Source organism: Streptomyces sp. SID5464 (assembly GCF_009862985.1).
GTDB classification, from domain to species: Bacteria; Actinomycetota; Actinomycetes; order Streptomycetales; family Streptomycetaceae; genus Streptomyces; species Streptomyces chartreusis_D.
On the sequence record NZ_WWIQ01000076.1, the window covers coordinates 120,229 to 142,605 of the forward strand.

The following is a 22,377-nucleotide window of genomic DNA, read 5'->3' on the forward strand; positions in this document are numbered from 1 at the left end:
GCCTCAGGGGTCCTTTCACAGGACCTCCGACCCGGCCTTGCCGTAGGCGCGCTGGGCCGGGACGGCCGGGGTGTCCACGGGGATCTCCACCACCGGCTGTTCCGGAGCGCCGATCTCGGGGACCGCGCCGGTGGGGGTGCCCGTGGTGGCGGCGACCAGGGCGGCCGGGTGGCCGCCGCGGCGGCGGATCGCCCCGGCGAGCAGCGGGCGCCCGCCGGTGTGCAGGGCGACGGCGGTCATCGGCAGCGCGATCACCAGCAGGCCGGCGGCCAGGATCGCGCCCATGACCGGGAACCCGGCCTGCGCCGACAGCACGCTGCCGGCCAGCGGCCCGGCGGCCGTGCCCAGCGAGGACGCCGAGCCGACGAGCACCGCCCAGCGGCCGCGCGGGTCGAGCGATGCGGCGAGCCCGATCAGGTACGACAGCACCACCGGATACAGGGTGTTCCAGGCGATCTCGCCGGTCGCGAAGCTCGTCAGGTCGGTCGCGGAGGCGCTGAGCACGATGCAGCCGGCGATCAGGACCGTGCCCGCACCGATCGGCACCGCGCGTCCCAGCCGCGCCCCGAGCGCCCCCGCCGCGAGGACGCCGGTCAGTCCGGCGCCCAGCGCCACGGCGAAGACCGCTCCGACGGTGGCCTCGCCGAGGTGGGCCTGGGTCAGGCCGATCTGTCCGCTCACGCCCCACAGGGAGTTCTGGGCGAGCGACCAGCACAGCATGGCGGCGGCCAGCACCAGGCCCGAACGGGCGTGTGGCAGCCGGGCCTTGTGGTGCCGCGTGGGCGCGGCGGGCGTACCGGCGTGCAGGCGGCCGGTCAGCGGCCACACGGCCAGGGCCGTGAGGGCGATCGCGGCCAGGGGCAGTCCGTGCCCCGGGCCGAGGTGCGGGACCGTCAGATACACCGCGCCGGCGAGGGCGGAGACGGTGAGCAGACCGGCCGTGGAGGCCCGGTGCGGATCCTGCTGGGCGGCGATGAGGGTGGCGGCGACGGTGGTGGCCGTGCCGGATCCGAATCCGCCGACGACCGCGCCGACGACTACGGCCGGGACGGCGGTGGTCAGCGCGGCACCGCCGTAGCCGAGCAGGGCCAGTGCGAGCCCGAGCCGGGCGAGGGCACGGGCCCCGATCCGCTCGACCCGTGAGGCCAGGGCGAATCCGGCGGTCGCCGAACTCAGCAGCAGCGCACTGCCGACGGCGCCGGCCTGGGTGGCGGAGAGCGGTAGGCCCGAGTCGAGCCTGCCGACGGTGGTCGGCAGCAGGTACGGGGCGAGGTACCCGGCCGTGAAGAGGGCGACGAGGGGCCAGGGGGTGGTGCGGGGGGCGAACACGGGCGTTCCCAGGGCATGCGAAAGGAGCGGTGGAGGAGGGGGGTTGGGCGACGACCGTCGACGGACAGGAACGCGCGGGCAATTTGTATCAAGCAAGTAGTCGTACGAGTTAGCCCGGAGGGTGTGATGTGGCGCACGTTGCGTTTGGTGCGATGAAGTCCGGGTAAACGAAGGTCTTTCGCGAGGCGTCGCAGGCCCCTTCAGCAGGCGTTTGCCGCTACCGCCAGTGCACTGACCCGGTGCCTCCGGGAACCGCCGCCTCGGCCTTCGCCCGGATCTCCCGCATCACGGCGACGATGCGCTCCTCGTGCTCCGGCGTGAGCCGGGCCACCGGCACCGAGCAGCTGATCGCGTCCAGCGCGGGGGTGTCGTAGCGCAGCGCGAAGCCGAAGCCGACGATGCCGGTCACTCCCTCCTCGCGATCCGCGGACCAGCCGCGGGCCCGGACCTGGGCGAGGTCGGCCACCAGGGACTCCCGGCTGGTGTGCGTGTTCGGGGTCAGCGCCTCGTACGGCCCCTCGGGCAGTTCCGCGTCCGGGCGCTCCGCCAGCAGCGCCTTGCCCAGGGCCCCGGCGTGCGCGGGCAGGCGCCGCCCCACCCGGCTGATCGTGCGCAGGTACTCGTGCGACTCCCGCGTCGCCAGATACGCCACGTCCCGGCCGTCCAGGCGCCCCATGTGGATCGTCTCGCCGAGCGCCTCGGACGCCTCGTCGAGATACGGCCGTACGGCCCGGACCCGCGGGTCGGAGTCCAGGTAGCTGGTGCCGGTGAGCAGGGCGTGGATGCCGATGCCGTACAGGGAGCCGGTGACGTCGGTGCGGACCCAGCCGCGCGAGATCAGGGTCTGGAGCAGCGCGTACATCGAGCTGCGGGGCACGCCGAGTTCGTCGGCCAGCTCCTGGAGCCGTGCCGGGCGGTCGCCGCGCGCCGCGAGGAGTTCCAGCAGCTCGACCGTGCGGGCCGCGGACTTCACCTCGCGGACGCCCCCTGTGTCTGGCATGCGCCGATGGTAATCGGGCCGGCCCGCGCAGTTGACGTTCACGCATCCACCCCGCATTCTCATACATAGATGACGTCTACATGAGGAGATGGCCGAGGAGATGGCCCAGGAGACGAGTGAGGAGACGGCCCTGAGCGCCGGACCGGGTGCCGTCGCGCACCGGCTGCGGGACGGCATGGCCGGTGGCGTGCTGTCGTTCCCGCTGACCAGCTTCCGCGACGACGGCAGCCTCGACCCGGAGGGCTTTCGCGCCTACGTCGCGGGCCGGCTCGCCGCCTCGCCCGGCGCCGTCTTCCCCGCCTGCGGCACCGGCGAGTTCTTCTCGCTCGACGAGGACGAGTACCGGCAGGTCGTCGCCATCACGGTCGAGGAGGCGGCGGGCCGCGTACCCGTCGTCGCGGGCGTCGGCTACGGCTGGGCGCAGGCCGTCCGGTTCGCGCGCATCGCCGAGGACGCCGGGGCCGACGCGCTGCTCGTGCTGCCGCACTACCTCGTCGCCGCCCCGCAAGACGGCCTGGTCGCCCAGCTGGAACAGATCGCCGCCCGCACCCGGCTGCCCCTGATCGCCTACCAGCGTGGCCAGGTCGCGTTCACCGCCGCATCGCTCAGGCGCATCGCGGCCCTGCCGGGCGTCATCGGCCTCAAGGACGGCCACAGCGACCTGGACCGGCTCCAGCGCCTCACCCTCGCGGCGCCCGAGGGATTCCTGTTCTTCAACGGCGCCGCCACCGCCGAGATGCAGGCCCGTGCCTACGCCACCGTCGGCGTCCCCGCCTACTCCTCCGCCGTCCACGCCTTCGCCCCCGAGATCGCCGACGCCTTCTTCGCCGCCCTGCGCGACGGCGACCACGGCACCGTCGACAAGCTGCTGCGCGGCTTCTACGTCCCGCTCGTCGAACTGCGCGACCGCGTCCCCGGGTACGCCGTGTCGCTGGTGAAGGCGGCGGCCCGGCTGCGCGGCCATTCCGTGGGCCCCGTCCGCGCCCCGCTCACCGACCCCTCGCCCGCCGACCTGGCCGCCCTCACCGCCCTGCTCACCGCGGGACTCGACCTCGTGGGAGCCGCTCTGTGAACCTCGCCATCACCGACGTACGGCTGACGCCGATCCTGGTCGCGGACCCGCCGCTGCTGAACACGCAGGGCGTGCACCAGCCGTACACGCCCCGGCTGATCGTCGAGGTCGTCACGGCGGACGGGGTCACGGGCGTGGGGGAGACCTACGGCGACACCAAGTACCTGGAGCTGGCCCGGCCCTTCGCCGAGCGGCTCAAGGGACGCCAGGTCAGCGACCTCAACGGGCTGTTCACGGTCGCGGACCAGGTCGCGGTGGACGCCTCCCGGGTCGTCGACGCCGTCGACGTCGGCGGGCTGCGCGGCGTCCAGACCGCCGACAAGCTGCGGCTGTCCGTCGTCTCCGCCTTCGAGGTCGCCTGCCTCGACGCCCTCGGCAAGGCCCTCGGGCTGCCCGTGCACGCGCTGCTCGGCGGCAAGGTGCGCGACGCCGTCGAGTACAGCGCGTACCTGTTCTACAAGTGGGCCGGCCACCCGGAGGGCGTCGCCTGCGAGAAGGACGACTGGGGGGCCGCCGTCGACCCGGCCGGGGTGGTGGAACAGGCCCGCCGGTTCACCGAGCGGTACGGCTTCAATTCCTTCAAGCTCAAGGGCGGCGTCTTCCCGCCCGACGAGGAGATCGCGGCCGTCCGGGCGCTCGCCGAGGCGTTCCCCGGGCACCCGCTGCGGCTCGACCCCAACGGCGCCTGGTCCCTGGAGACCTCGCTGCGGGTGGCGCGGGAACTCGGGGACGTCCTGGAGTACCTGGAGGACCCGACCCTCGGCACCCCCGCCATGGCCGAGGTCGCCGAGCGGACGGGGGTGCCGCTCGCCACCAACATGTGCGTGACGACCTTCGCCGAGATCAAGGAAGCGTTCACCACGGGCGCCGTCGGCGCCGTCCAGGTGGTGCTCTCCGACCACCACTACTGGGGCGGACTGCGCAACACCCAGCAGCTCGCGGCCGTCTGCCGCACCTTCGGCGTCGGCGTGTCGATGCACTCCAACACCCACCTGGGCATCTCGCTCGCCGCGATGACCCATGTGGCGGCCACCGTCCCGAACCTCCACCACGCCTGCGACTCCCACTACCCGTGGCAGTCGGAGGACGTGCTCACCGAGCGGCTCACCTTCGAGGGCGGCAGGATCGCCGTGTCCGACGCGCCCGGGCTCGGCGTGCAGCTCGACCGTGAGCGGCTGGCCGTACTGCACCGGCGGTGGCTGGATGACGACGGTACGCTGCGCGACCGCGACGACGCGGCGGCCATGCGGGTCGCCGACCCGGAGTGGGTGACGCCCTCGATGCCCCGCTGGTAGCGCCGGCTCCCCGGTCGCCCACTGGTCGCCCAGGGGCGCGCGAGGGCCGGTGCGAGCTCACGGAACGGGTGGGTCCTGCGTGATCGGCGTCACGTTGTCGGTGGTGTGGTGCACACTGGCCTGAACCGCACCACGTCAGGGAGCGCATCGTGATCGCGTCCACCGCCCCGGCCGGAAAGGGCCCGGCCGGAAAGGGATCGCACCGCCAGAGTCAGGTCGATCCGCTCGCCCCGCTGCGCGCGCCGGACGACCCGCCCTGGGACGTCTATCTCACCGGCACCGTCTTCCTCGACATCATCTTCACCGGGCTCGACTCCGCCCCGGTGCGCGGGACCGAGTCCTGGGCACGCGGGATGGGGTCGAGCCCCGGCGGCGCCGCCAACATGGCCACCGCCCTGGCCCGCCTCGGCCTGCGCACGTCCCTCGCGGCGGCCTTCGGCGACGACCACTACGGCGACTACTGCTGGGACGCCCTGGAGCACGGCGAGGGCATCGACCTCTCCGCGTCGCGCACGGTGCCCGGCTGGCACTCCCCGGTGACGGTCTCCATGGCTTACGAGGGGGAGCGCACGATGGTCTCGCACGGCCATGAGCCGCCCCCGGAGGAGCCCGCCCCCGAGTGCCCGCCGCGCGCGCGTGCCGCCGTCGCCTCCCTCGCCCCCGGCGTCAGCGCGCCCTGGATCGCCCAGGCCGCGAGCAAGGGCACCCGGGTCTTCGGCGACGTCGGCTGGGACGACACCGGCGCGTGGGACCTGGCGGCGCTGCCCGACCTGCGGCACTGCGAGGCGTTCCTGCCGAACGCGGAGGAGGCCATGCGGTACACGGGCGCGGACTGCCCCAGGGCGGCGGCGCACGCGCTGACCGACCACGTGCCGCTCGCGGTCGTCACGCTCGGGGCGGACGGGGCGTACGCGGTGGACCGGCGTACGGGGGAGACGGCGGAGGTTCCGGCGATCGAGGTCGAGGCGCTCGATCCGACCGGGGCGGGGGACGTGTTCGTCGCCGGGTTCGTGACCGGGACCCTGGCGGACTGGCCGCTGGCGGACCGGCTGGCCTTCGCCGGGCTGACGGCGGCGCTGTCGGTGCAGGAGTTCGGGGGGTCGTTGTCGGCGCCGGGGTGGTCGGAGATCGCGGCGTGGTGGCGGAGGGTGCAGTCGGTCGAGGGGCAGGATCCGGAGGCCCTGCAGCGGTACGGGTTCCTTGCAGGGCTGGTGTCGGAGGAGTTGATGAGGCCCTGGCCGCTGCGGCGGGCCGTACCTACGATCGGCTTCCGGCGCTCGGCGTGACCTCCTGGCCTCCCAGGGGGCTCCGCTCCCTGGACCCCCGGCCTGTGCCCACCCGCCACCGAATCACCCCGTCAAGAGCCGCCGTCGCCCCCGAAGCGGTCAGCCGGGTGGCACGGCCGCCCCGAATCACTCGGCCGCCAGGCACCGCCGCCCCGGATCAACCGGTCAAGAGCCGCCGTCATCCCCGAAGCGGTCGGTTGCCACGGCCTGTCGCCCCCGTTTCCAACCCCGCCCCCAAAACCCCTACGGCGTTGTCAGTCCCCCGTCGTACCCTGGGAATCGCGAGGCCGCCCTCAGCTACGCGGCCGTGAAGAGGAGGAACCGCAGGCCTTCAGCGCCGGCCCATGACTCAGACACCCACAGCTCACACCCCCGCGCAGGAGCAGGCGAGAGCGCAGTTCACCGTCCCCGCCCAGCACCCCATGGTGACCGTGCTGGGTTCCGGCGACTCCCTCCTGCGCGTGATCGAGAAGGCCTTCCCGGCGGCCGACATCCACGTCCGGGGCAACGAGATCAGCGCGGTCGGCGACCCCGTGGACGTCGCCCTCATCGCCCGCGTGTTCGACGAGATGATGCTGGTGCTCCGCACCGGACAGCCGATGACGGAGGACGCAGTGGAACGCTCGATCGCCATGCTCAAGGCGAGCGAGAACGGGGAGAGCGACGGCCAGGAGACCCCGGCCCAGGTGCTCACGCAGAACATCCTGTCCTCGCGAGGCCGCACGATCCGCCCCAAGACGCTCAACCAGAAGCGCTACGTGGACGCGATCGACAAGCACACGATCGTCTTCGGCATCGGCCCCGCCGGCACCGGCAAGACCTACCTGGCGATGGCCAAGGCGGTGCAGGCCCTGCAGTCCAAGCAGGTCAACCGCATCATCCTGACCCGCCCGGCGGTCGAGGCCGGAGAGCGGCTCGGATTCCTCCCGGGCACGCTCTACGAGAAGATCGACCCGTACCTGCGCCCGCTCTACGACGCGCTGCACGACATGCTCGACCCGGACTCCATCCCCCGGCTGATGGCGGCGGGCACGATCGAGGTCGCGCCGCTCGCCTACATGCGCGGCCGCACGCTCAACGACGCCTTCATCATCCTGGACGAGGCCCAGAACACGAGCCCCGAGCAGATGAAGATGTTCCTCACCCGCCTCGGCTTCGACTCGAAGATCGTGATCACGGGTGACGTGACGCAGGTCGACCTCCCGGACGGGACGAAGAGCGGTCTGCGCCAGGTGCAGGACATCCTGGACGGCGTCGATGACGTCCACTTCTCCCGGCTGTCGTCCCACGATGTCGTCCGGCACAAGCTCGTGGGCCGTATCGTCGATGCGTACGAGCAGTACGACACCAAGCACGGCACCCAGAACGGCGCGCACAAGAGCCGCGGCAAGGCCGGGCACAAGGGGAAGTAGACACACACAGCACCATGTCGATCGACGTCAACAACGAGTCCGGCACCGAGGTCGACGAGCAGGCGATCCTCGACATCGCCCGTTACGCGCTCGCGCGGATGCGCATCCACCCGCTCTCCGAGCTCTCGGTGATCGTCGTGGACGCCGACGCCATGGAGCAGCTCCACATCCAGTGGATGGACCTGCCGGGCCCCACGGATGTCATGTCCTTCCCGATGGACGAGCTGCGCCCGCCGTCCAAGGACGACGACGAGCCGCCGCAGGGGCTGCTCGGCGACATCGTGCTGTGCCCCGAGGTCGCCGAGAAGCAGGGCAAGGAAGCGGACACGCAGCACTCCATGGACGAGGAGCTCCAGCTCCTCACCGTCCACGGCGTGCTGCACCTGCTCGGCTACGACCACGAGGAGCCGGACGAGAAGGCCGAGATGTTCGGCCTCCAGGCGGCCATCGTGGACGGCTGGCGCGCGGAGCGGGGCCTGACCGGCCCGTCCCCGGCGCCGACGGTCTCCTGAGCCGCCGATGAGTCCCCAACTCGCCCTGGGCGCGGTCGCCCTGGTCGTCGTGGCCTGGCTCGCCGCCTGCGCGGAGGCGGGCCTCGCGCGCGTCTCCAGCTTCCGCGCGGAGGAGGCCGTGCGCTCCGGCCGCCGCGGCAGCGCCAAGCTGTCCCAGGTCGCCGCCGACCCGACCCGCTACCTGAACGTGGCGCTGCTGGTCCGCGTCGCCTGCGAGATGGCCGCCGCCGCGCTGATCACCTACGGCTGCCTGAAGGAGTTCGACGGCACGACCGAGGCCCTCCTGATCGCCATCGCGGTCATGGTCCTCGTGTCGTACGTCGCCGTCGGCGTCTCCCCGCGCACCATCGGCCGCCAGCACCCGCTGAACACGGCGACGCTCTCGGCGTACGTCCTGGTGCCGCTGGCCCGGATCATGGGCCCGATCCCGTCGCTGCTCATCCTCATCGGCAACGCGCTCACCCCCGGCAAGGGCTTCCGCCGGGGGCCCTTCGCCTCCGAGGCGGAGCTGCGCGCGCTGGTCGACCTCGCCGAGAAGGAATCGCTCATCGAGGACGAGGAGCGCCGCATGGTGCACTCGGTCTTCGAGCTGGGCGACACCCTCGTCCGGGAGGTCATGGTCCCGCGCACGGACCTGGTGGTCATCGAACGCTTCAAGACCATCCGCCAGGCCCTCACCCTCGCCCTGCGCTCCGGCTTCTCGCGGATCCCGGTGACCGGCGAGAGCGAGGACGACATCGTCGGGATCGTGTATCTGAAGGACCTGGTCCGCAAGACGCACATCAGCCGCGAGGCCGAGTCCGAGCAGGTGTCCACGGCGATGCGCCCGGCGTTCTTCGTGCCCGACACCAAGAACGCGGGCGACCTGCTGCGCGAGATGCAGAAGGAGCGCAACCACGTCGCCGTCGCCGTCGACGAGTACGGCGGCACCGCCGGCATCGTCACCATCGAGGACATCCTCGAGGAGATCGTCGGCGAGATCACCGACGAGTACGACCGCGAACTGCCGCCGGTGGAGGACCTCGGCAAGGACCGCTACCGGGTCACTGCCCGCCTGGACATCGGCGACCTGGGCGAGCTGTACGGCCTGGAGGCGTTCGACGACGAGGACGTCGAGACGGTCGGCGGTCTGCTGGCGAAGGCGCTGGGCCGGGTTCCCATCGCCGGTGCGTCGTCCGTCGTCGGTCTCCCGGACGGCAGGGAACTGCGCCTGACCGCTGAGGCCGCGGCCGGCCGCCGGAACAAGATCGTGACCGTGCTGGTGGAGCCGGTGGATCCGGCGGATCCCCCCGAGGAGGAGAAGCCGGAATGACTCCGCAGGAACTGCGCGCGTTCTGCCTGTCGTTCAACGCGGCGGTCGAGGACTTCCCGTTCAGCCCGGAGATCTCGGTCTTCAAGGTCCAGGGCAAGCTCTTCGCCCTGTCGCACCTCGACGCGCGTCCCCTGAAGGTCAACCTCAAGTGCGACCCGGACGACGCGATCCGGCTGCGCCGCGAGCACGAGGGCCTGATCGTCCCCGGCTGGCACATGAACAAGCGGCACTGGAACACGGTCACGGCCGACGGGGGACTCCCGGACCGGCTGGTCCGGGAGCTCGTCGAGGACTCCTACGACCTCGTCGTCGCGGGCCTGCCGCGAGCGGACCGCCTCCGCCTCGACCGGTCCTGACGCTTACGTATGCTCGGATCATGACCGACAGCAGCGCGCTCGACCCCGAGGACCGCAAGATCGTCACCCTGGCCCGTTCCGCACGGGCCCGCAACGGCGTGCCCGAGGGGGCGGCCGTACGGGACGAGACCGGACGTACGTATGTCGCGGGGACCGTGGCCCTCGACTCCCTGAGGCTCAGTGCCCTCCAGACGGCGGTGGCGATGGCGGTGGCCTCGGGCGCGACGTCGCTGGAGGCGGCGGCGGTCGTGACGGAGGCGGAGACGGCGTCCGCCGAGGACCGGGCGGCGGTACGGGATCTCGGTGGGGCGGGGACGCCGGTACTGATCGCCGGGCCCGACGGGACGGTCCGTGCCACGGTGACCGCCGGCTGACGTGCTGGCCGAACTTCGCTGTAACCGGCGGTAATTAGGCGAGATTTCAACCTTGCCGCCGTCTGCCCCAGCCGCATCAATGGAACCGTCAGTTCCGACGGACCGTCAGGTTCGGCTCTCGGCAGTGTGTCCGCATCCACGTGCCGAGCGGTCCCCCCACACGGAAAGGGAACCGTAATCCCATGAGATGCAAGCGAATCGGAGCGGGCGCGGCCCTGGCGGCCGGTGCCCTCGCGGTCACCGGGCTCGCCTTCGCCCCCGCCGCACTCGCCGTCACCCCTCAGACGGCGACGATCAGCGCCGACTGCGGCACCTTCGGCAGTGGCGAGGCCACGCTCACGGCCACGCAGGACGGCACCGCCGCCACCGTCACCGTCAAGTCGTCCGCGATCACCGCGCCGATCGGCCTCGGCGAGGACTCGATCGCGTCCACCCTCACCCTGGTGAAGACCGGCGGCGGCACCGTCGACTTCACCGGCACGGAGAACCCGGCGATGGCCGCCGGCGCCCCCGTCGAGGTCGGCCCCCTCAGCGGCACCGTGGCTTCCGGCGACAGCCTGGAGGCCTTCGGCGGCTCGCTGAAGATGACCGTCTTCGGCATCACCATCACCTGCACGGCGACCGGGCCGCAGTCGCCGGGCCCGTTCGTGTTCGACTGATCCCGGCCGGGCCGGGCGCGACCTACAGCGCGTCCGGCCCGCGCTCGCCCGTCCGCACCCGCACGACCGTGTCCACGGGCAGCGCCCACACCTTGCCGTCGCCGATCTTGCCGGTGTGCGCGGCCTTCACGACCGCGTCGATGACGGCCTCGGCGTCCGCGTCCTCGACGACGACCTCGATCCGGACCTTCGGCACCAGGTCGACCTGGTACTCGGCGCCGCGGTACACCTCGGTGTGGCCGCGCTGCCGTCCGTAGCCGCTGGCCTCGCTCACGGTCAGGCCCTGCACGCCGAGTTCCTGCAAGGCGTTCTTGATCTCGTCGAGGCGGTACGGCTTGACGATCGCGGTGATGAGCTTCATGCCTGGGGGGTGACCTTCTGGGCGGAGGAGACGACGGAGGAGGAGACCGGGGCGCCGTGGCCCAGGACCCCGTGATCGTAGGCCGTCTCGGCGTGCACCGTAAGGTCCAGGCCCGTCTGCTCCTGCTCCTCGCTCGCGCGGAAGCCCATCGTGGCGTCGATCAGCTTGCCGATCCCGTACGTCACACCGAACGCGTACACCGCCACCACGACCACGGCCAGCAGCTGCTTGCCGAGCTGGCCGAGGCCGCCGCCGTAGAGGAGGCCCTCGGCGCCGCCCGTCATCGACTCCACGGCGAAGACGCCGATGAGGAGCGTGCCGATGACACCGCCGACCAGGTGGACGCCGACGACGTCGAGGGAGTCGTCGTAGTTCAGCTTGAACTTCCAGCTCACGGCGTAACTGCAGACGGCACCGGCGGTGAGGCCGACGACCAGGGCGCCGAGCAGGGACACCGAACCGCAGGACGGGGTGATGGCGACCAGGCCCGCGACCGCGCCGGACGCGGCGCCCAGGGTGGTGGGGTGGCCGTCGCGCTTCTGCTCGACGAAGAGCCAGCCGAGCAGGCCGGTGCAGCCCGCGGCGAGGGTGTTGAGGAACGCGGCGGCCGCGAGGCCGTTGGCGCCGAGGGCCGAGCCGGCGTTGAAGCCGAACCAGCCGAACCAGAGCAGACCGGCGCCCAGCATCACCATGGGCAGGTTGTGCGGGCGCATGGCGTCCTTCTTGAAGCCCAGTCGCGGGCCCAGGACCAGGCACAACGCGAGCCCCGAGGCACCGGAGACGATCTCCACGGGCAGTCCGCCGGCGAAGTCGAGGGCACCGAGCCGGTCGAGGATCCAGCCGCCCGGGCCCCAGACCCAGTGCGCGACCGGAACGTATACGAGCAGCGCCCACACCGGCACGAAGACCAGCCACGCCCCGAACTTCGCCCGGTCGGCGACCGCGCCGCTGACCAGGGCGGCGGTGATGATCGCGAAGGTGAGCTGGAAGGTGGCGAACAGGAGGGTGGGGACCGTGCCCTGGACGCTGTCCGGCCCGAGGCCGCTCATGCCGGCGTGGTCGAGCCCGCCGATGAGCCCGCCCGCGGCGTCCTCGCCGAAGGCGAGGGAGTAGCCGGCGGCCAGCCACACCACCGTCACCAGGGCGATCGACACGAAGCTCATCATCAGCATGTTGAGCACGCTCTTCGTGCGGACCATGCCGCCGTAGAACAGGGCCAGGCCCGGGGTCATCAGCAGGACGAGGGCGGTGGCGGCGAGCAGCCAGGCGGTGTCGCCGGTGTCGGCGCTTGCGGCGGCCAGAGGCACGGTGTCTCCAACGAGGTGGGGCTCCGGGGGCTCGTCAGAGGTTCACCGGCCTGCGTTTCCGGTTGCGTACGAGTGTGTTTCCGTGACGTTTCGTTGCCTGCGGGTTTCCGGAACCTCACGGGCCGGGCGGCGTTCGGGCGCCTGTGCGGCGGGGCTCTGTGGATCAGGGAGAATGGGCGCCATGAGCGTTCGTACCCAGTCATCCGAAGAGCCGGCCGAAGCTGTCCACCGGGCTGGCTTCGCCTGCTTCGTGGGCCGTCCCAACGCGGGCAAGTCCACCCTCACGAATGCTCTGGTCGGCCAGAAGGTGGCGATCACGGCGAACCAGCCGCAGACGACGCGGCACACCGTGCGGGGCATCGTGCACCGCCCGGACGCCCAGCTGATCCTGGTCGACACCCCGGGGCTGCACAAGCCGCGCACGCTGCTGGGCGAGCGGCTGAACGACGTCGTGCGCACGACGTGGGCCGAGGTGGACGTGATCGGCTTCTGCCTGCCGGCGAACGAGAAGCTCGGCCCCGGCGACCGCTTCATCGCGAAGGAACTCGCGTCCATCAAGAAGACGCCGAAGATCGCGATCGTCACGAAGACGGACCTGGTGGACGGCAAGGCGCTCGCCGAGCAGCTCATCGCGATCGACCAGCTCGGCAAGGAGCTGGGCTTCGAGTGGGCGGAGATCGTCCCGGTGTCGGCGGTCGGCGACAAGCAGGTGGGCCTGCTGGCCGACCTGATCGTCCCCCTCCTGCCGGAGGGCCCGGCGCTCTACCCCGAGGGCGACCTGACCGACGAGCCCGAGCAGGTCATGATCGCGGAGCTGATCCGGGAGGCCGCGCTGGAGGGCGTCCGCGACGAGCTCCCGCACTCCATCGCCGTCGTCGTCGAGGAGATGCTCCCCCGCGAGGACCGCCCCGCCGACAAGCCCCTGCTCGACATCCACGCCTTCGTCTACATCGAGCGCCCCAGCCAGAAGGGCATCATCATCGGCCCCAAGGGCAAGCGTCTGAAGGAGGTCGGCATCAAGTCCCGCAAACAGATCGAGGCACTCCTCGGGACACCGGTGTTCCTGGACCTCCACGTGAAGGTCGCGAAGGACTGGCAGCGGGACCCGAGGCAGCTGCGCAAGCTGGGGTTCTGAGGAGCCGGCTTCCCGTGCCGGTGGGACGTCACGCGGACGGTCACCCGGCGCCGCCCTTCAGGCCGGCCGTGCGCGGCACGCGGAGATCCCCGGTCTGCTGAGCGCGGAGGAGCGACCGGTAGTGCTCACTGCTGTCGAGGAGCTCCCCATGGCTGCCCGTGGCGACGACCCGGCCGGCGTCGAGGACGACGATCAGGTCCGCGGCGTGGATGGTGGACATGCGGTGCGCGATCACGAGCAACGTGCACTCCCGCGTGGCTTCCCGCATCGACCTGCGCAGCGCCGCCTCGCTGACCGCGTCCAGATGGGCGGTCGGCTCGTCCAGCAGGAGCAGACGCGGCCGGGCCAGCAGAGCACGGGCGATGGCGATCCGCTGGCGCTCACCACCGGAGAGCGCCATGCCGTGCTCACCGGCGTCGGTGTCCAGGCCCCGCGGCAGACGGGTGATCAGGTCCGACAGGTGCGCCAGCTCGACCACCCGGTCGAGCTCCTCCGGTTCAGCGTCCGGGACGGCGTACATCAGGTTCTCCCGCAGTGTGCCGTACAGCACCGGGGCATGCTGTTCCACCAGGCCGATCCGGGCCCGGTGTTCGGCCCGGCCGCTCGCCCGTATGTCACGGCCCTCGGCAAGGATGTGGCCGCTGTCCGGGTCGTAGAACCGCTCGATCAGCGCGAACACGGTGGACTTTCCGACTCCCGAGCTGCCGATCAGGGCCACGTGGGAGTGCTCCGGTGCCTCGAAGGTCACGCCGCGCAGGACGGGACGGCGCGGTTCGTAGCCGAACCACACGTCACGGAACTCCAGCGCGGGCGCCCGTGACCGGCCGCCGCTGCCCCCCGCCGGGCGGGACACCGGAGCTCCGGCTCCCGACACGGCGTCCTGCTCCGTGGGCAGCTCCAGCACTTCCGTGACCCTGCGGTACGCGCCCACGCCCTGCTCCATGGTGCTGAGGGACTGGAACAGCATGCCGATCGGCTCCACCAGATAGATCATGTACAGCAGGAAGGCGGCGAGATCGGCGATCGACCCCTGCCGGTCGGCGACCCGCATGCCGCCGATGAGCAGCACGACGACGAAGGATCCTTTGACGGCCAGCTGGATCGCCGGTGCCACCACGGCGTCGAGCTTCGCCATCCGCACACTTCCCGCGTACGCCGATCGGGCGCCATCCGCGATGCGGTCGGTTTCGCGCTGCTCGGCGCGGCTGGCCCGGACCGTGCGGATGGCACCGAGCGCGCGCTCCAGATCAGCGGTCATCGCACCCGTCGCCCGCTGCGTGGACAGCGACGCCACCTCGATGCCGTGCAGCACCGAGACGACGATCATGGTGGCGATCGCCACCATGCCCAGCACGACGAGGAACATCAACCAGTCGAGCCAGATCATCAGCGCCACGACACCGATCAGCCCGATGACACCGGTGATCGCTTCGGTGAAGCCCTCCGCGACGAGCAGCCGCAAGGTCGTGCTGTCGGTGCTGGTGCGCGAGATCAGATCGCCTATGCGGTGGCGGTCGTAGACGGCCATGGGCAACCGCAGCACGTGCTTGATCAGGCCGAGCCGGATCCCCAGGACGATCCCTTCGCCCGTCCGGGCCAGGACGAACTGGGCGAGGCCCTGCACCAGTGCCTGGGCGAGGAAGAGGACGACGAGCAGCACCAGGGCGGTCCCGATCGCGCTGCCGGAGGTGGTCGACTCGATCACCTGCTTGACCAGCAGCGGTTGGGCCAGGCTCAGAGCGGAGGCTCCCAGTGTCAGCAGGACGGCGAGAGCCACCCACCGCCGGTGGCCGTGCAGCAGGCGCAGGAAGTCCCGCGGCGCGGTCCGGCTCCGCTCGTCGGTCTCACCCGTCGCTCGGGGCTTCATGGATCACGGCCTCACGGCGGACGGAACCAGGAACGCAGGGCACGGTGAACAGGGGGCGGAAGTAGTCGGGCGGGTGCTCCTCTCCCACCGGCACCCCCTCCGCCTCCACCCAGGCGTGCGCACCGAAGGGCGGCAGGCGCCGCGCGCCCACGCACCAGGTGGGCCACTGGCCGTGCAGGCGGCACAGCAGGACCGTGGCGAGCGACCGGGGCAGGCACCCTTCCCGCCCCCCGCACGCGAGGCTGACCGCGACCACGGAGTCCCGGGCGGCCCGGGTCTGCCCGAGGGTGGCCGGACGGGCGCCCCGGCGCAGCCACTCCAGCGCGGCCCGTATGCGCCGGGGGCGCTGACGGGCCAGGAGCCGCGCTGCTCCCACGGCGAGCCGGACCGGGATCCGGCGCCGCAGAGGAACCGAGCGCGGGTCGTGGAAGATCACCTCCGGTGAGGTCATCGCCGCTCCCTCCCCGCACGCCGGCCGCGCAGGTGCGGCCATCGGCCGCCCATCCGCCGCCGCACCAGCCCGACGGGCCGGGCCGTCGGAGCTCGGGCGCCCTCTCCCGGCCCGTCGCTGTCCGCTTCGCCCAGGCCCGCCGAGTACAGTCCGCCGACCAGGTCCCGGACGTCCCGCCGCGCCGTGCCGATGTCCACCGCGTACTCCGCGCTGAGCGTCTGCGCGGCGTCGTCTTCGCTGCCGCCCGCCAGCAACGTGTGCAAGGCGACGGCGGCGCTGGGATTGAGCGTCCAGTACTGGTTGCGGTCCTCGTCGAGGATCGCGATCCCGTAGTCGGTCTCGGCCGTGAACACACCCTCACGCAGCTTGAACGCCATCGGCCGTCTCCATTCAGCCCGGAACAGCGGTGGTGGCGGTTTCCAGCGTGCGCAGCCACATCTCGCACACCACGGTCTGGTACAGCGCGTCGAAAGGCAGGCTCGGGGGCAGCGGCCGGCCGCACGTCTCGCGCAGCACCTTCGCGTCGATCAGACCCAACCGAGCCAGCCGGGAGTCCTCGCACAGGGCCAGCAACTCGGCACGCTGTTCCCGCATCCCGACCTCCGCCTCGTAGGAACCCTCGTCCTTGGTGTGACGGGTCAGGCTCTCGTCGGGAACGATGCCGCGCATCGCCTCGACGATGAGCGGCTTGTACTGCCAGGGGGTGATCCTGTCCTGCGGCCGCACCGCCAGGCCCGCTTCGACCACCCGGTCGTCGTAGTAGGGGGCGGCGAGGGTGAGCCCGGCGCGGCTGGCCATCTGGCCCACCTGCCGGACCATGCGGGAGTTGTTCCCCATGGCTTCCAGCTCGATGTGCTGCCCGCGCCTCTCGGCCAGTGGTTCGGCGGTACGCGCCGCGGTGCGGATCAGTTCGCGTACGGCCGCGACGGCGTCCGGCGTCGCCCATGGAGGGAGCCGTGGCGGCGTCCCCCAGTCCAGCGCGGGCGTCTCCAAGGGGGGCGGTACGGCGGTGAGCAGGTCGCCGGCTCGGCCGAGCCACGTCCGGTAGGAGCTGTTGTCCCACAACTGCCGCAGTGCTTCCCGGTACGGCCACGGGCCCTGGGCGGCGAAGCCGCGCAGGCGCTGCCACGCGATCCTGGGGTGGGTCCGTGCCAGCGTGTGCAGATGCGCCGGCGAGCCGGAGAGCAACTCGTCCCCGCCGAAGCCCGTCAGGTGTATGCGGGAGCCCTGTGCCGCAGCAAGCCGCGGAATGAGCAGACAGCGGCTGGGATGCATCATCGCCGGGCACGGCTCGTCGAAGCGCTCGTCCACGTCCCGGAGGCCCTCGTACACCATCGGCAACTGGTCTCCGGCGATGACGTGGTGACCGACGTCGCCCAGTCTCGCGACCGTCCGGCGCGCCCAGGTCACGTCGTCGCACAGGGGGTCGAGACCGTCGGCGGTGTAGGCGATGACCTTCGCCGTGCCGCGTGCGGCCAGAGCGCACACCGAGGTCGAGTCCAGGCCGCCCAGATCGCAGCTCACCACGTCCCGGCCCCGGACGCGGACCTCCACCGCCGCCGACAGTGCCTTCCGCAACGCCGACGCGCCCTCGGCCATCGGCACCACCGGCTCGGGAGGCGCCCACCACGCGACGGGCCGTCCCCGGCCGTCGGCGTCGAGCGCCAGGTAGCGGCCGATCCCCAGGGCGCCCACACCACGCCACACCGGTTCGCCGGCCAGCGGGTGCGGCGCGCACGGATTCAGCAGGCGGGCCGCCAGCCGCTGCTCGTCGACCTCCGCGTCGAGCAGAGCGGCCAAGACGTCGGCCCGGTCCGCGGCCACGGTGGTGTCCTCGAGCCTGGCGTGGAACACCCGCCGAAAGCCGGTGACGCTCCCCTGGACACGCACCCGTCCGGCGACCGAAGCGACCAGATGCCAACTCCCGGCCAGGCCGCGGGCCAGACCGTCCAGGTCGCTGATCGTCCGGATCCGGTCGGCCGCCGGGGTGAGCCGGTCGGCGGTGACGGCGTGTTCACCGACGACTGCGATCTTCGTCCGGCCCGCCTCGCCGACGGCCATGGCACCGGGAGACCAGTGGCCGAGCAGCCACGGCCGTCCCGACGGGTGGCTGACCTCCTGGACCTTCCGGGTGCGAAGTGCGGCGGACACCCGGGCCGCCGAAGCACAGTCCGGAAGGACGACGAACCAGCCCGGACCCTCGCCGGAACCAGGAAAATCGACCATGCCGGTCCCTTCCTGTACCCCGAGCCCTGAAGCGATCAAGAGATGTGGGCGGCAGGACTGACGCCCTGCCACCCCTCGGAGATCCCGCACCGGCGGAACAACCGGCGGATCAGAAGAACCTCCTCCGGAAGAACCAGAACCTCTCCGGCCCGTCCCTGAAGCCCAGACCGGTCTTGCGGAAGGAGCCGACCGCAGTCAGCGTCGGACGCTCGTAGGTGCGCATGTCGTTGCACCTCCTGAACTGCGCGCGTCGCTATCGGTTGTCTCTTCCACCATGACACCAAATGGGGTGATTGGCCAAAAAGTCTGGTTTGACCAAAGAGCCAGATAACGTTACTGATTCAACCTTTAGGACTTCTCAGGGGCATTGGGTCGTCGCCAGGCTCGCCCACACCGCGTTGCCCCCCGTGAGGGGTGAGCGGGTGACTCCCCAGCTGTCGGCTATCTCCCGTACGAGCAGCAGGCCACGGCCGCCCTCGTCGTCGAGGGCGGGGCGGCAGTCGGGGATGCCGCGGCCCGTGAGGTCGCCGTCGTGCACCTCCAGCCGGAAGCGTTCCGCCGTCATCCGGCCCACGCCGCACAGGATCCGCTCGCCGGGCGTGTGCAGAACGGCGTTGGTCACCAGCTCGGACACCACCAGGACGGCGTTCGCGCACGCCTCGTCGGGCACCTGCCAGGAGTCCAGCCGCGCCTGCGTGGCATGACGGGCGACTCTGACGCTGGTCCGGTGGGACGGCAGCTCCAGCCAGTGGGTGCGGCCCGGGCGCACCGCGTCCAGGAACCGGGGAGTGGAAGTCGTGTGGGGGGACACGGCATTCGCCTTCCGTGGGGGTGGGCGCAGTCAAGGAAGGGGCGAGGCGCGAAACGGACCGCCCGGAAGGGGACTTGGGGATTCCGGCGCCCTGTTCACACAAGTAACTATGCTCGTAGAGCAGTTCACGCTGCAACCATCTGCCTGATAATTTCAGAAGGAAGGTATCGCTGCTCCGGGCCGCTTGGCGGACGATCAAGTCCCTGTCAGGCTTGCACCGGTGACGACCCCTCAGGAGGCACGGGCGTGAACGACGCGCGATCAGGCACCGGCGCCGGCGCGCCCACCGTTCTCCGCATGATCCTGGGACGCCGCCTCCAGGAGGCCCGGCAGACCGCGGGCCTGTCCCTCGACGACGCGGCCAAGGCCCTGCGCGTCACGCCGCTGACCATCCGCCGCCTGGAGAAGGCCGAGGTCGGCCTGAAGATCCTCTACGTCGAGAAGCTGCTCCAGACCTACGGGGCTGAGCAGCAGGAGATCGACGAGTTCGTCAGTCTGGCCGAGCGGGCCAACGAGCCCGGCTGGTGGCACCCGTACCGCGATGTGATGCCGTCCTGGTTCACCGCCTACGTGAGCCTGGAGACCGGCGCGAGAACACTGCGCACCTATGAGCCGCAGTACGTCACGGGACTGCTCCAGACACCCGGGTACGCCCGTGCCGTGCTGCGCGGCGGCTTCCCGAACGACAACGACGAGGACCTCCAGCGGCGCGTGGAGCTGCGGCTGCGCCGCCAGAGCCTGCTCACGAAGCCGGACGCGCCCACGCTGTGGGTGGTGATGGAGGAGGCCGTGCTGCACCGGGTGGTGGGCGGCCCCGAGGTGATGCGCGAGCAGATCGACCGGCTCCTGGAGGCGTCCGAGCTGGAGCACGTCAGCGTCGACATCGTGCCGTTCACGGCGGGCGCCCACGTCGGGGCGTGCGCGCCCTTCACCTACTTCCGGTTCGAGGAGCGGGAGCTGCCCGACATTGTCTACAGCGAGATCCTCTCCGCGTCCGTCTACCTCGACCAGCGCGCCGACGTCGTGGCCCATCTGGAGGCCCACAACCGGCTGTCGCTGAAGACCTCGTCAGCGGACAGCAAGGCGCTGTTGAACCGCATGCGGAAGGAGTACTCATGACCATCGCCGAGGGCGCCGTGTACAACGGGATGCCCGCGTCGGACCTCGGGGAACAGGGCTGGGAACGTCCGTGGAGCGGCCCCAACGGGGGCCAGTGCGTGGAGACCAAGCAACTGGCCGACGGCCGCGTGGCGGTTCGGCAGTCGGCCGATCCCGCCGGTCCGGCGCTGATCTACACGCCCGAGGAGATCACCGCGTTCGTCGCGGGCGTCAAGCAGGGCCTCGCCGACCATCTCACGGCCCTCTGAACCCCCGCGATCCCCACAACCCCCACCGAGCCGGACCCGCACCACCACCCCCCACCGAGAGGCACGGCATGACCCACTCGCACGCGTCACGGGACATCGACACCAGCAGGCCGCACTCCGCCCGCATGTACGACTACTACCTGGGCGGCAAGGACCACTTCGAGGTGGACAAGCAGGCGGCCGAGCGGGTCGCCGAGGCCTACCCCGCCATCTTCGTCTGCGCCCGCGAGAACCGCGCCTTCATGCACCGGGCCACCCGCGTCCTCGCCCGCGAGCACGGCATCCGCCAGTGGCTGGACATCGGCACCGGCATCCCCACCGAGCCCAACCTGCACCAGGTGGCCCAGTCCGTGGTCCCCGACGCCCGCGTGGTCTACGCCGACAACGACCCCCTCGTCCTCAAGTACGCCGAGCGCCTGATGCGCAGCACGGCCGAGGGCCGTACGACGTACATAGAGGCGGACGTCAACGACCCCCAGGCGCTGCTGACCGCACCCGAACTGGCCGAGGTCCTCGACCTGAGCCGCCCGGTCGCGCTCTCCCTCAACGCGCTGATGCACTTCGTCACCGACGCCCAGGACCCGTACGGCATCGTGCGCCGGCTGCTGGACGTCCTGCCCTCGGGCAGCGCCCTGGCGCTGAGCCACTGCACGCCCGACTTCGACCCGTCGACCTGGCAGAAGGTCACCGAGATCTACACCTCGGCCGGGACGCCGGTGCAGTTCCGCTCCCGGGCGGACGTCACCCGCTTCTTCGACGGCCTGGAGCTGCTCGACCCCGGTGTCACCGTCGGCCACCGCTGGCGGCCCGACGCCACCGACGGCGACGCCCCGACGGACGCCGAGGTCAGCCTGTGGACCGGGGTGGGCGTCAAACCGTAGTTCCCTGGGCCCGCAGCACCTCCCGGTACCAGCGGTACGACGACTTCGGGGTCCGCTCCAGGGTCTCGAAGTCGACGTGGACCAGGCCGAAGCGGCGGGCGTAGCCCTCCGCCCACTCGAAGTTGTCGAGCAGGGACCACACGAAGTAGCCGCGTACGTCGACGCCCGCCTCCAGCGCCCGGTGCAGGGCCCGGATGTGGCCGTCCAGATAGGCGATGCGGTCCTGGTCGTCGACGTCCGGGTACGAGCAGCCGTTCTCGGTGATGACGACGGGCGGGAGCCGGTCGCCGTAGCGGTCGTGGAAGGTGGTGAGGAGCTCGGTCAGGCCCTCGGGCACGACCGGCCAGCCGAAGTCGGTGACCGGGTGGCCCGTGATCTCCCGTACGGAGAAGGGGAGTTCGGCGGGCATGGCGACGCCGCCGAAGGTGATGTCGGTGCCCTGCGGGGCGCCCACCCGCGTCGGCGCGTAGTAGTTGACGCCGTACCAGTCGACCGGCTCGGCGATCACCTTCAGGTCGGCCGCGACGTCCCCGGGCATCAGCTCGCCGATGCCGTCCGGGTAGCGGCCCAGCAGCAGCGGGTCCGCGAACAGTCGGTTCAGCAGCACGTCGTAGAACTCGGCCGCCTCCGCGTCCGCCGCCTCGGTCGACGCGGCCCAGGTCGGGCCGTGCGAGTTGGCGATGCCGATGTCCGTGACGCCCGAGGCGCGCAGGGCCCGGACGGCCAGGCCGTGGGCCAGCAGCTGGTGGTGGGCGGCCGGGAGCGCGTCGAACAGCAGCTGCCTGCCCGGCGCGTGCACGCCCAGGGCGTGACCCAGCAGGGTGTGTTCGGCGGGCTCGTTGAGGGTGATCCACTTCGTCACCCGGTCTCCCAGGCGGCCGGCGACCAGGGCCGCGTACTCGGCGAAACGCGCCGCCGTGTCCCGCTCCAGCCAGTCCAGGTCCGTCGGCAGGTCCCAGTGGAACAGGGTCGGCACCGGGCGGATCCCGGCCGCGCACAGGTCGTCCACCAGCCGGTCGTAGAAGTCCAGGCCCTTCTCGGAGCGCACGCGCGGCCAGGACACCGAGAAGCGGTACGCGTTCACGCCGAGGCCGGCCAGCAGTGCCACGTCCTCGCGGTGGCGGTGGTAGTGGTCGCAGGCCACCACCGCCGTCGAGCCGTCCTTCACCCGGCCCGGCTCGGCCGTGAAGGCGTCCCACACGGAGGGCTCGCGCTCGTCCGCCGCGCCCTCGATCTGGTGCGCCGAGGTCGACACGCCCCAGAGGAAGCCGGCCGGGAAGCGGGGGATCGGATTGCCTGCGTCAGTCGCCATGCGCTGGATCATCCGTACCGCCGGTAACAGAAGTCAACAGGCCGCCGCGGAG

At 71.6% G+C, this 22,377-nt stretch carries 24 protein-coding genes; 13 read left to right on the top strand and 11 right to left on the bottom strand.

Annotated elements, in window-relative coordinates; translation table 11 throughout:
- Window positions 1–15: 15 nt before the first annotated feature.
- Together GTY47_RS37950 and GTY47_RS37955 are read right to left on the bottom strand one after the other, a co-directional pair.
- A complete protein-coding gene (locus tag GTY47_RS37950) occupies window positions 16–1,329 on the bottom strand; it encodes an MFS transporter (RefSeq protein WP_010042056.1) in 1,314 nt (437 codons plus the stop codon).
- Window positions 1,330–1,546: 217 nt separating this feature from the next.
- Window positions 1,547–2,329, bottom strand: a complete 783-nt coding sequence (locus GTY47_RS37955; protein WP_029181325.1) for an IclR family transcriptional regulator — start codon at window positions 2,327–2,329, stop codon at window positions 1,547–1,549.
- A gap of 100 nt (window positions 2,330–2,429) precedes the next feature.
- Here GTY47_RS37955 and GTY47_RS37960 point away from each other — a divergent pair, with 100 nt between their 5' ends.
- The 9 genes from GTY47_RS37960 (at window position 2,430) to GTY47_RS38000 (ending at window position 10,607) form a co-directional block, all read left to right on the top strand.
- On the top strand, window positions 2,430–3,401 hold the full coding sequence (locus GTY47_RS37960) for a 5-dehydro-4-deoxyglucarate dehydratase (protein ID WP_050810267.1): 972 nt from the start codon (window positions 2,430–2,432) through the stop codon (window positions 3,399–3,401).
- Entirely contained in the window at window positions 3,398–4,696 is a 1,299-nt protein-coding gene (locus tag GTY47_RS37965; protein ID WP_010042059.1) for a glucarate dehydratase family protein, read from the top strand. Before GTY47_RS37960 ends, GTY47_RS37965 begins: the two co-directional genes overlap by 4 nt.
- Before the next feature lie 149 nt (window positions 4,697–4,845).
- Window positions 4,846–5,982: a PfkB family carbohydrate kinase gene (locus GTY47_RS37970; protein WP_010042061.1), complete on the top strand. Its 1,137-nt coding sequence runs from the start codon at window positions 4,846–4,848 to the stop codon at window positions 5,980–5,982.
- A gap of 344 nt (window positions 5,983–6,326) precedes the next feature.
- Complete coding sequence (locus GTY47_RS37975) at window positions 6,327–7,394, top strand: PhoH family protein (protein ID WP_029181327.1); 1,068 nt, start codon at window positions 6,327–6,329, stop codon at window positions 7,392–7,394.
- A gap of 14 nt (window positions 7,395–7,408) precedes the next feature.
- Entirely contained in the window at window positions 7,409–7,906 is a 498-nt protein-coding gene (gene ybeY, locus GTY47_RS37980) for an rRNA maturation RNase YbeY (RefSeq protein WP_010042065.1), read from the top strand.
- Between the two features lie 7 nt (window positions 7,907–7,913).
- A complete protein-coding gene (locus GTY47_RS37985; protein ID WP_010042067.1) occupies window positions 7,914–9,218 on the top strand; it encodes a hemolysin family protein in 1,305 nt (434 codons plus the stop codon).
- The gene (locus GTY47_RS37990) at window positions 9,215–9,574 is read left to right on the top strand and encodes an MmcQ/YjbR family DNA-binding protein (RefSeq protein WP_010042069.1); all 360 of its coding nucleotides are present in this window, start codon (window positions 9,215–9,217) and stop codon (window positions 9,572–9,574) included. Before GTY47_RS37985 ends, GTY47_RS37990 begins: the two co-directional genes overlap by 4 nt.
- A 20-nt stretch (window positions 9,575–9,594) precedes the next feature.
- On the top strand, window positions 9,595–9,948 hold the full coding sequence (locus tag GTY47_RS37995; protein ID WP_010042071.1) for a hypothetical protein: 354 nt from the start codon (window positions 9,595–9,597) through the stop codon (window positions 9,946–9,948).
- A gap of 182 nt (window positions 9,949–10,130) precedes the next feature.
- Window positions 10,131–10,607 (top strand): hypothetical protein, encoded by a 477-nt coding sequence (locus tag GTY47_RS38000; protein WP_010042073.1) that lies wholly within the window; start codon window positions 10,131–10,133, stop codon window positions 10,605–10,607.
- A gap of 22 nt (window positions 10,608–10,629) precedes the next feature.
- On the opposite strand, the gene GTY47_RS38005 is transcribed toward GTY47_RS38000, so the two are convergent.
- Together GTY47_RS38005 and GTY47_RS38010 are read right to left on the bottom strand one after the other, a co-directional pair.
- Entirely contained in the window at window positions 10,630–10,968 is a 339-nt protein-coding gene (locus GTY47_RS38005; protein ID WP_010042075.1) for a P-II family nitrogen regulator, read from the bottom strand.
- Window positions 10,965–12,275, bottom strand: a complete 1,311-nt coding sequence (locus GTY47_RS38010; protein ID WP_010042078.1) for an ammonium transporter — start codon at window positions 12,273–12,275, stop codon at window positions 10,965–10,967. The genes GTY47_RS38005 and GTY47_RS38010 overlap by 4 nt, the downstream gene beginning before the upstream one ends.
- A 172-nt stretch (window positions 12,276–12,447) precedes the next feature.
- On the opposite strand from GTY47_RS38010, the gene era reads away from it, so the two are divergent.
- Window positions 12,448–13,410: a GTPase Era gene (gene era, locus GTY47_RS38015; RefSeq protein WP_086012539.1), complete on the top strand. Its 963-nt coding sequence runs from the start codon at window positions 12,448–12,450 to the stop codon at window positions 13,408–13,410.
- A 40-nt stretch (window positions 13,411–13,450) separates the two neighbouring features.
- On the opposite strand, the gene GTY47_RS38020 is transcribed toward era, so the two are convergent.
- The 6 genes from GTY47_RS38020 to GTY47_RS38045 form a co-directional block, all read right to left on the bottom strand.
- Window positions 13,451–15,277 carry an ABC transporter ATP-binding protein gene (locus GTY47_RS38020; protein WP_010042082.1) on the bottom strand — a complete coding sequence of 609 codons (1,827 nt, stop codon included), beginning with the start codon at window positions 15,275–15,277 and terminating at the stop codon, window positions 13,451–13,453.
- The gene (locus GTY47_RS38025) at window positions 15,255–15,728 is read right to left on the bottom strand and encodes a lasso peptide biosynthesis B2 protein (RefSeq protein ID WP_010042084.1); all 474 of its coding nucleotides are present in this window, start codon (window positions 15,726–15,728) and stop codon (window positions 15,255–15,257) included. Before GTY47_RS38025 ends, GTY47_RS38020 begins: the two co-directional genes overlap by 23 nt.
- Window positions 15,725–16,105 (bottom strand): lasso peptide biosynthesis PqqD family chaperone, encoded by a 381-nt coding sequence (locus GTY47_RS38030; RefSeq protein WP_010042086.1) that lies wholly within the window; start codon window positions 16,103–16,105, stop codon window positions 15,725–15,727. The genes GTY47_RS38025 and GTY47_RS38030 overlap by 4 nt, the downstream gene beginning before the upstream one ends.
- Window positions 16,106–16,118: 13 nt before the next feature.
- Entirely contained in the window at window positions 16,119–17,954 is a 1,836-nt protein-coding gene (locus GTY47_RS38035) for a lasso peptide isopeptide bond-forming cyclase (protein WP_010042088.1), read from the bottom strand.
- 109 nt (window positions 17,955–18,063) lie between these two features.
- Window positions 18,064–18,177, bottom strand: a complete 114-nt coding sequence (locus GTY47_RS38040; RefSeq protein WP_107500549.1) for a keywimysin-related RiPP — start codon at window positions 18,175–18,177, stop codon at window positions 18,064–18,066.
- Between the two features lie 135 nt (window positions 18,178–18,312).
- Entirely contained in the window at window positions 18,313–18,765 is a 453-nt protein-coding gene (locus GTY47_RS38045) for an ATP-binding protein (protein ID WP_010042090.1), read from the bottom strand.
- Between the two features lie 246 nt (window positions 18,766–19,011).
- Here GTY47_RS38045 and GTY47_RS38050 point away from each other — a divergent pair, with 246 nt between their 5' ends.
- From GTY47_RS38050 to GTY47_RS38060, 3 genes are all read left to right on the top strand, one after another.
- Complete coding sequence (locus GTY47_RS38050; protein WP_010042092.1) at window positions 19,012–19,884, top strand: helix-turn-helix transcriptional regulator; 873 nt, start codon at window positions 19,012–19,014, stop codon at window positions 19,882–19,884.
- The gene (locus GTY47_RS38055; RefSeq protein ID WP_010042095.1) at window positions 19,881–20,132 is read left to right on the top strand and encodes a DUF397 domain-containing protein; all 252 of its coding nucleotides are present in this window, start codon (window positions 19,881–19,883) and stop codon (window positions 20,130–20,132) included. The genes GTY47_RS38050 and GTY47_RS38055 overlap by 4 nt, the downstream gene beginning before the upstream one ends.
- Window positions 20,133–20,200: 68 nt before the next feature.
- On the top strand, window positions 20,201–21,013 hold the full coding sequence (locus tag GTY47_RS38060) for an SAM-dependent methyltransferase (RefSeq protein ID WP_010042096.1): 813 nt from the start codon (window positions 20,201–20,203) through the stop codon (window positions 21,011–21,013).
- On the opposite strand, the gene GTY47_RS38065 is transcribed toward GTY47_RS38060, so the two are convergent.
- Complete coding sequence (locus tag GTY47_RS38065) at window positions 21,003–22,325, bottom strand: GH1 family beta-glucosidase (protein WP_010042098.1); 1,323 nt, start codon at window positions 22,323–22,325, stop codon at window positions 21,003–21,005. The two genes, GTY47_RS38060 and GTY47_RS38065, sit on opposite strands and share 11 nt — an antisense overlap.
- Window positions 22,326–22,377: the final 52 nt, after the last annotated feature.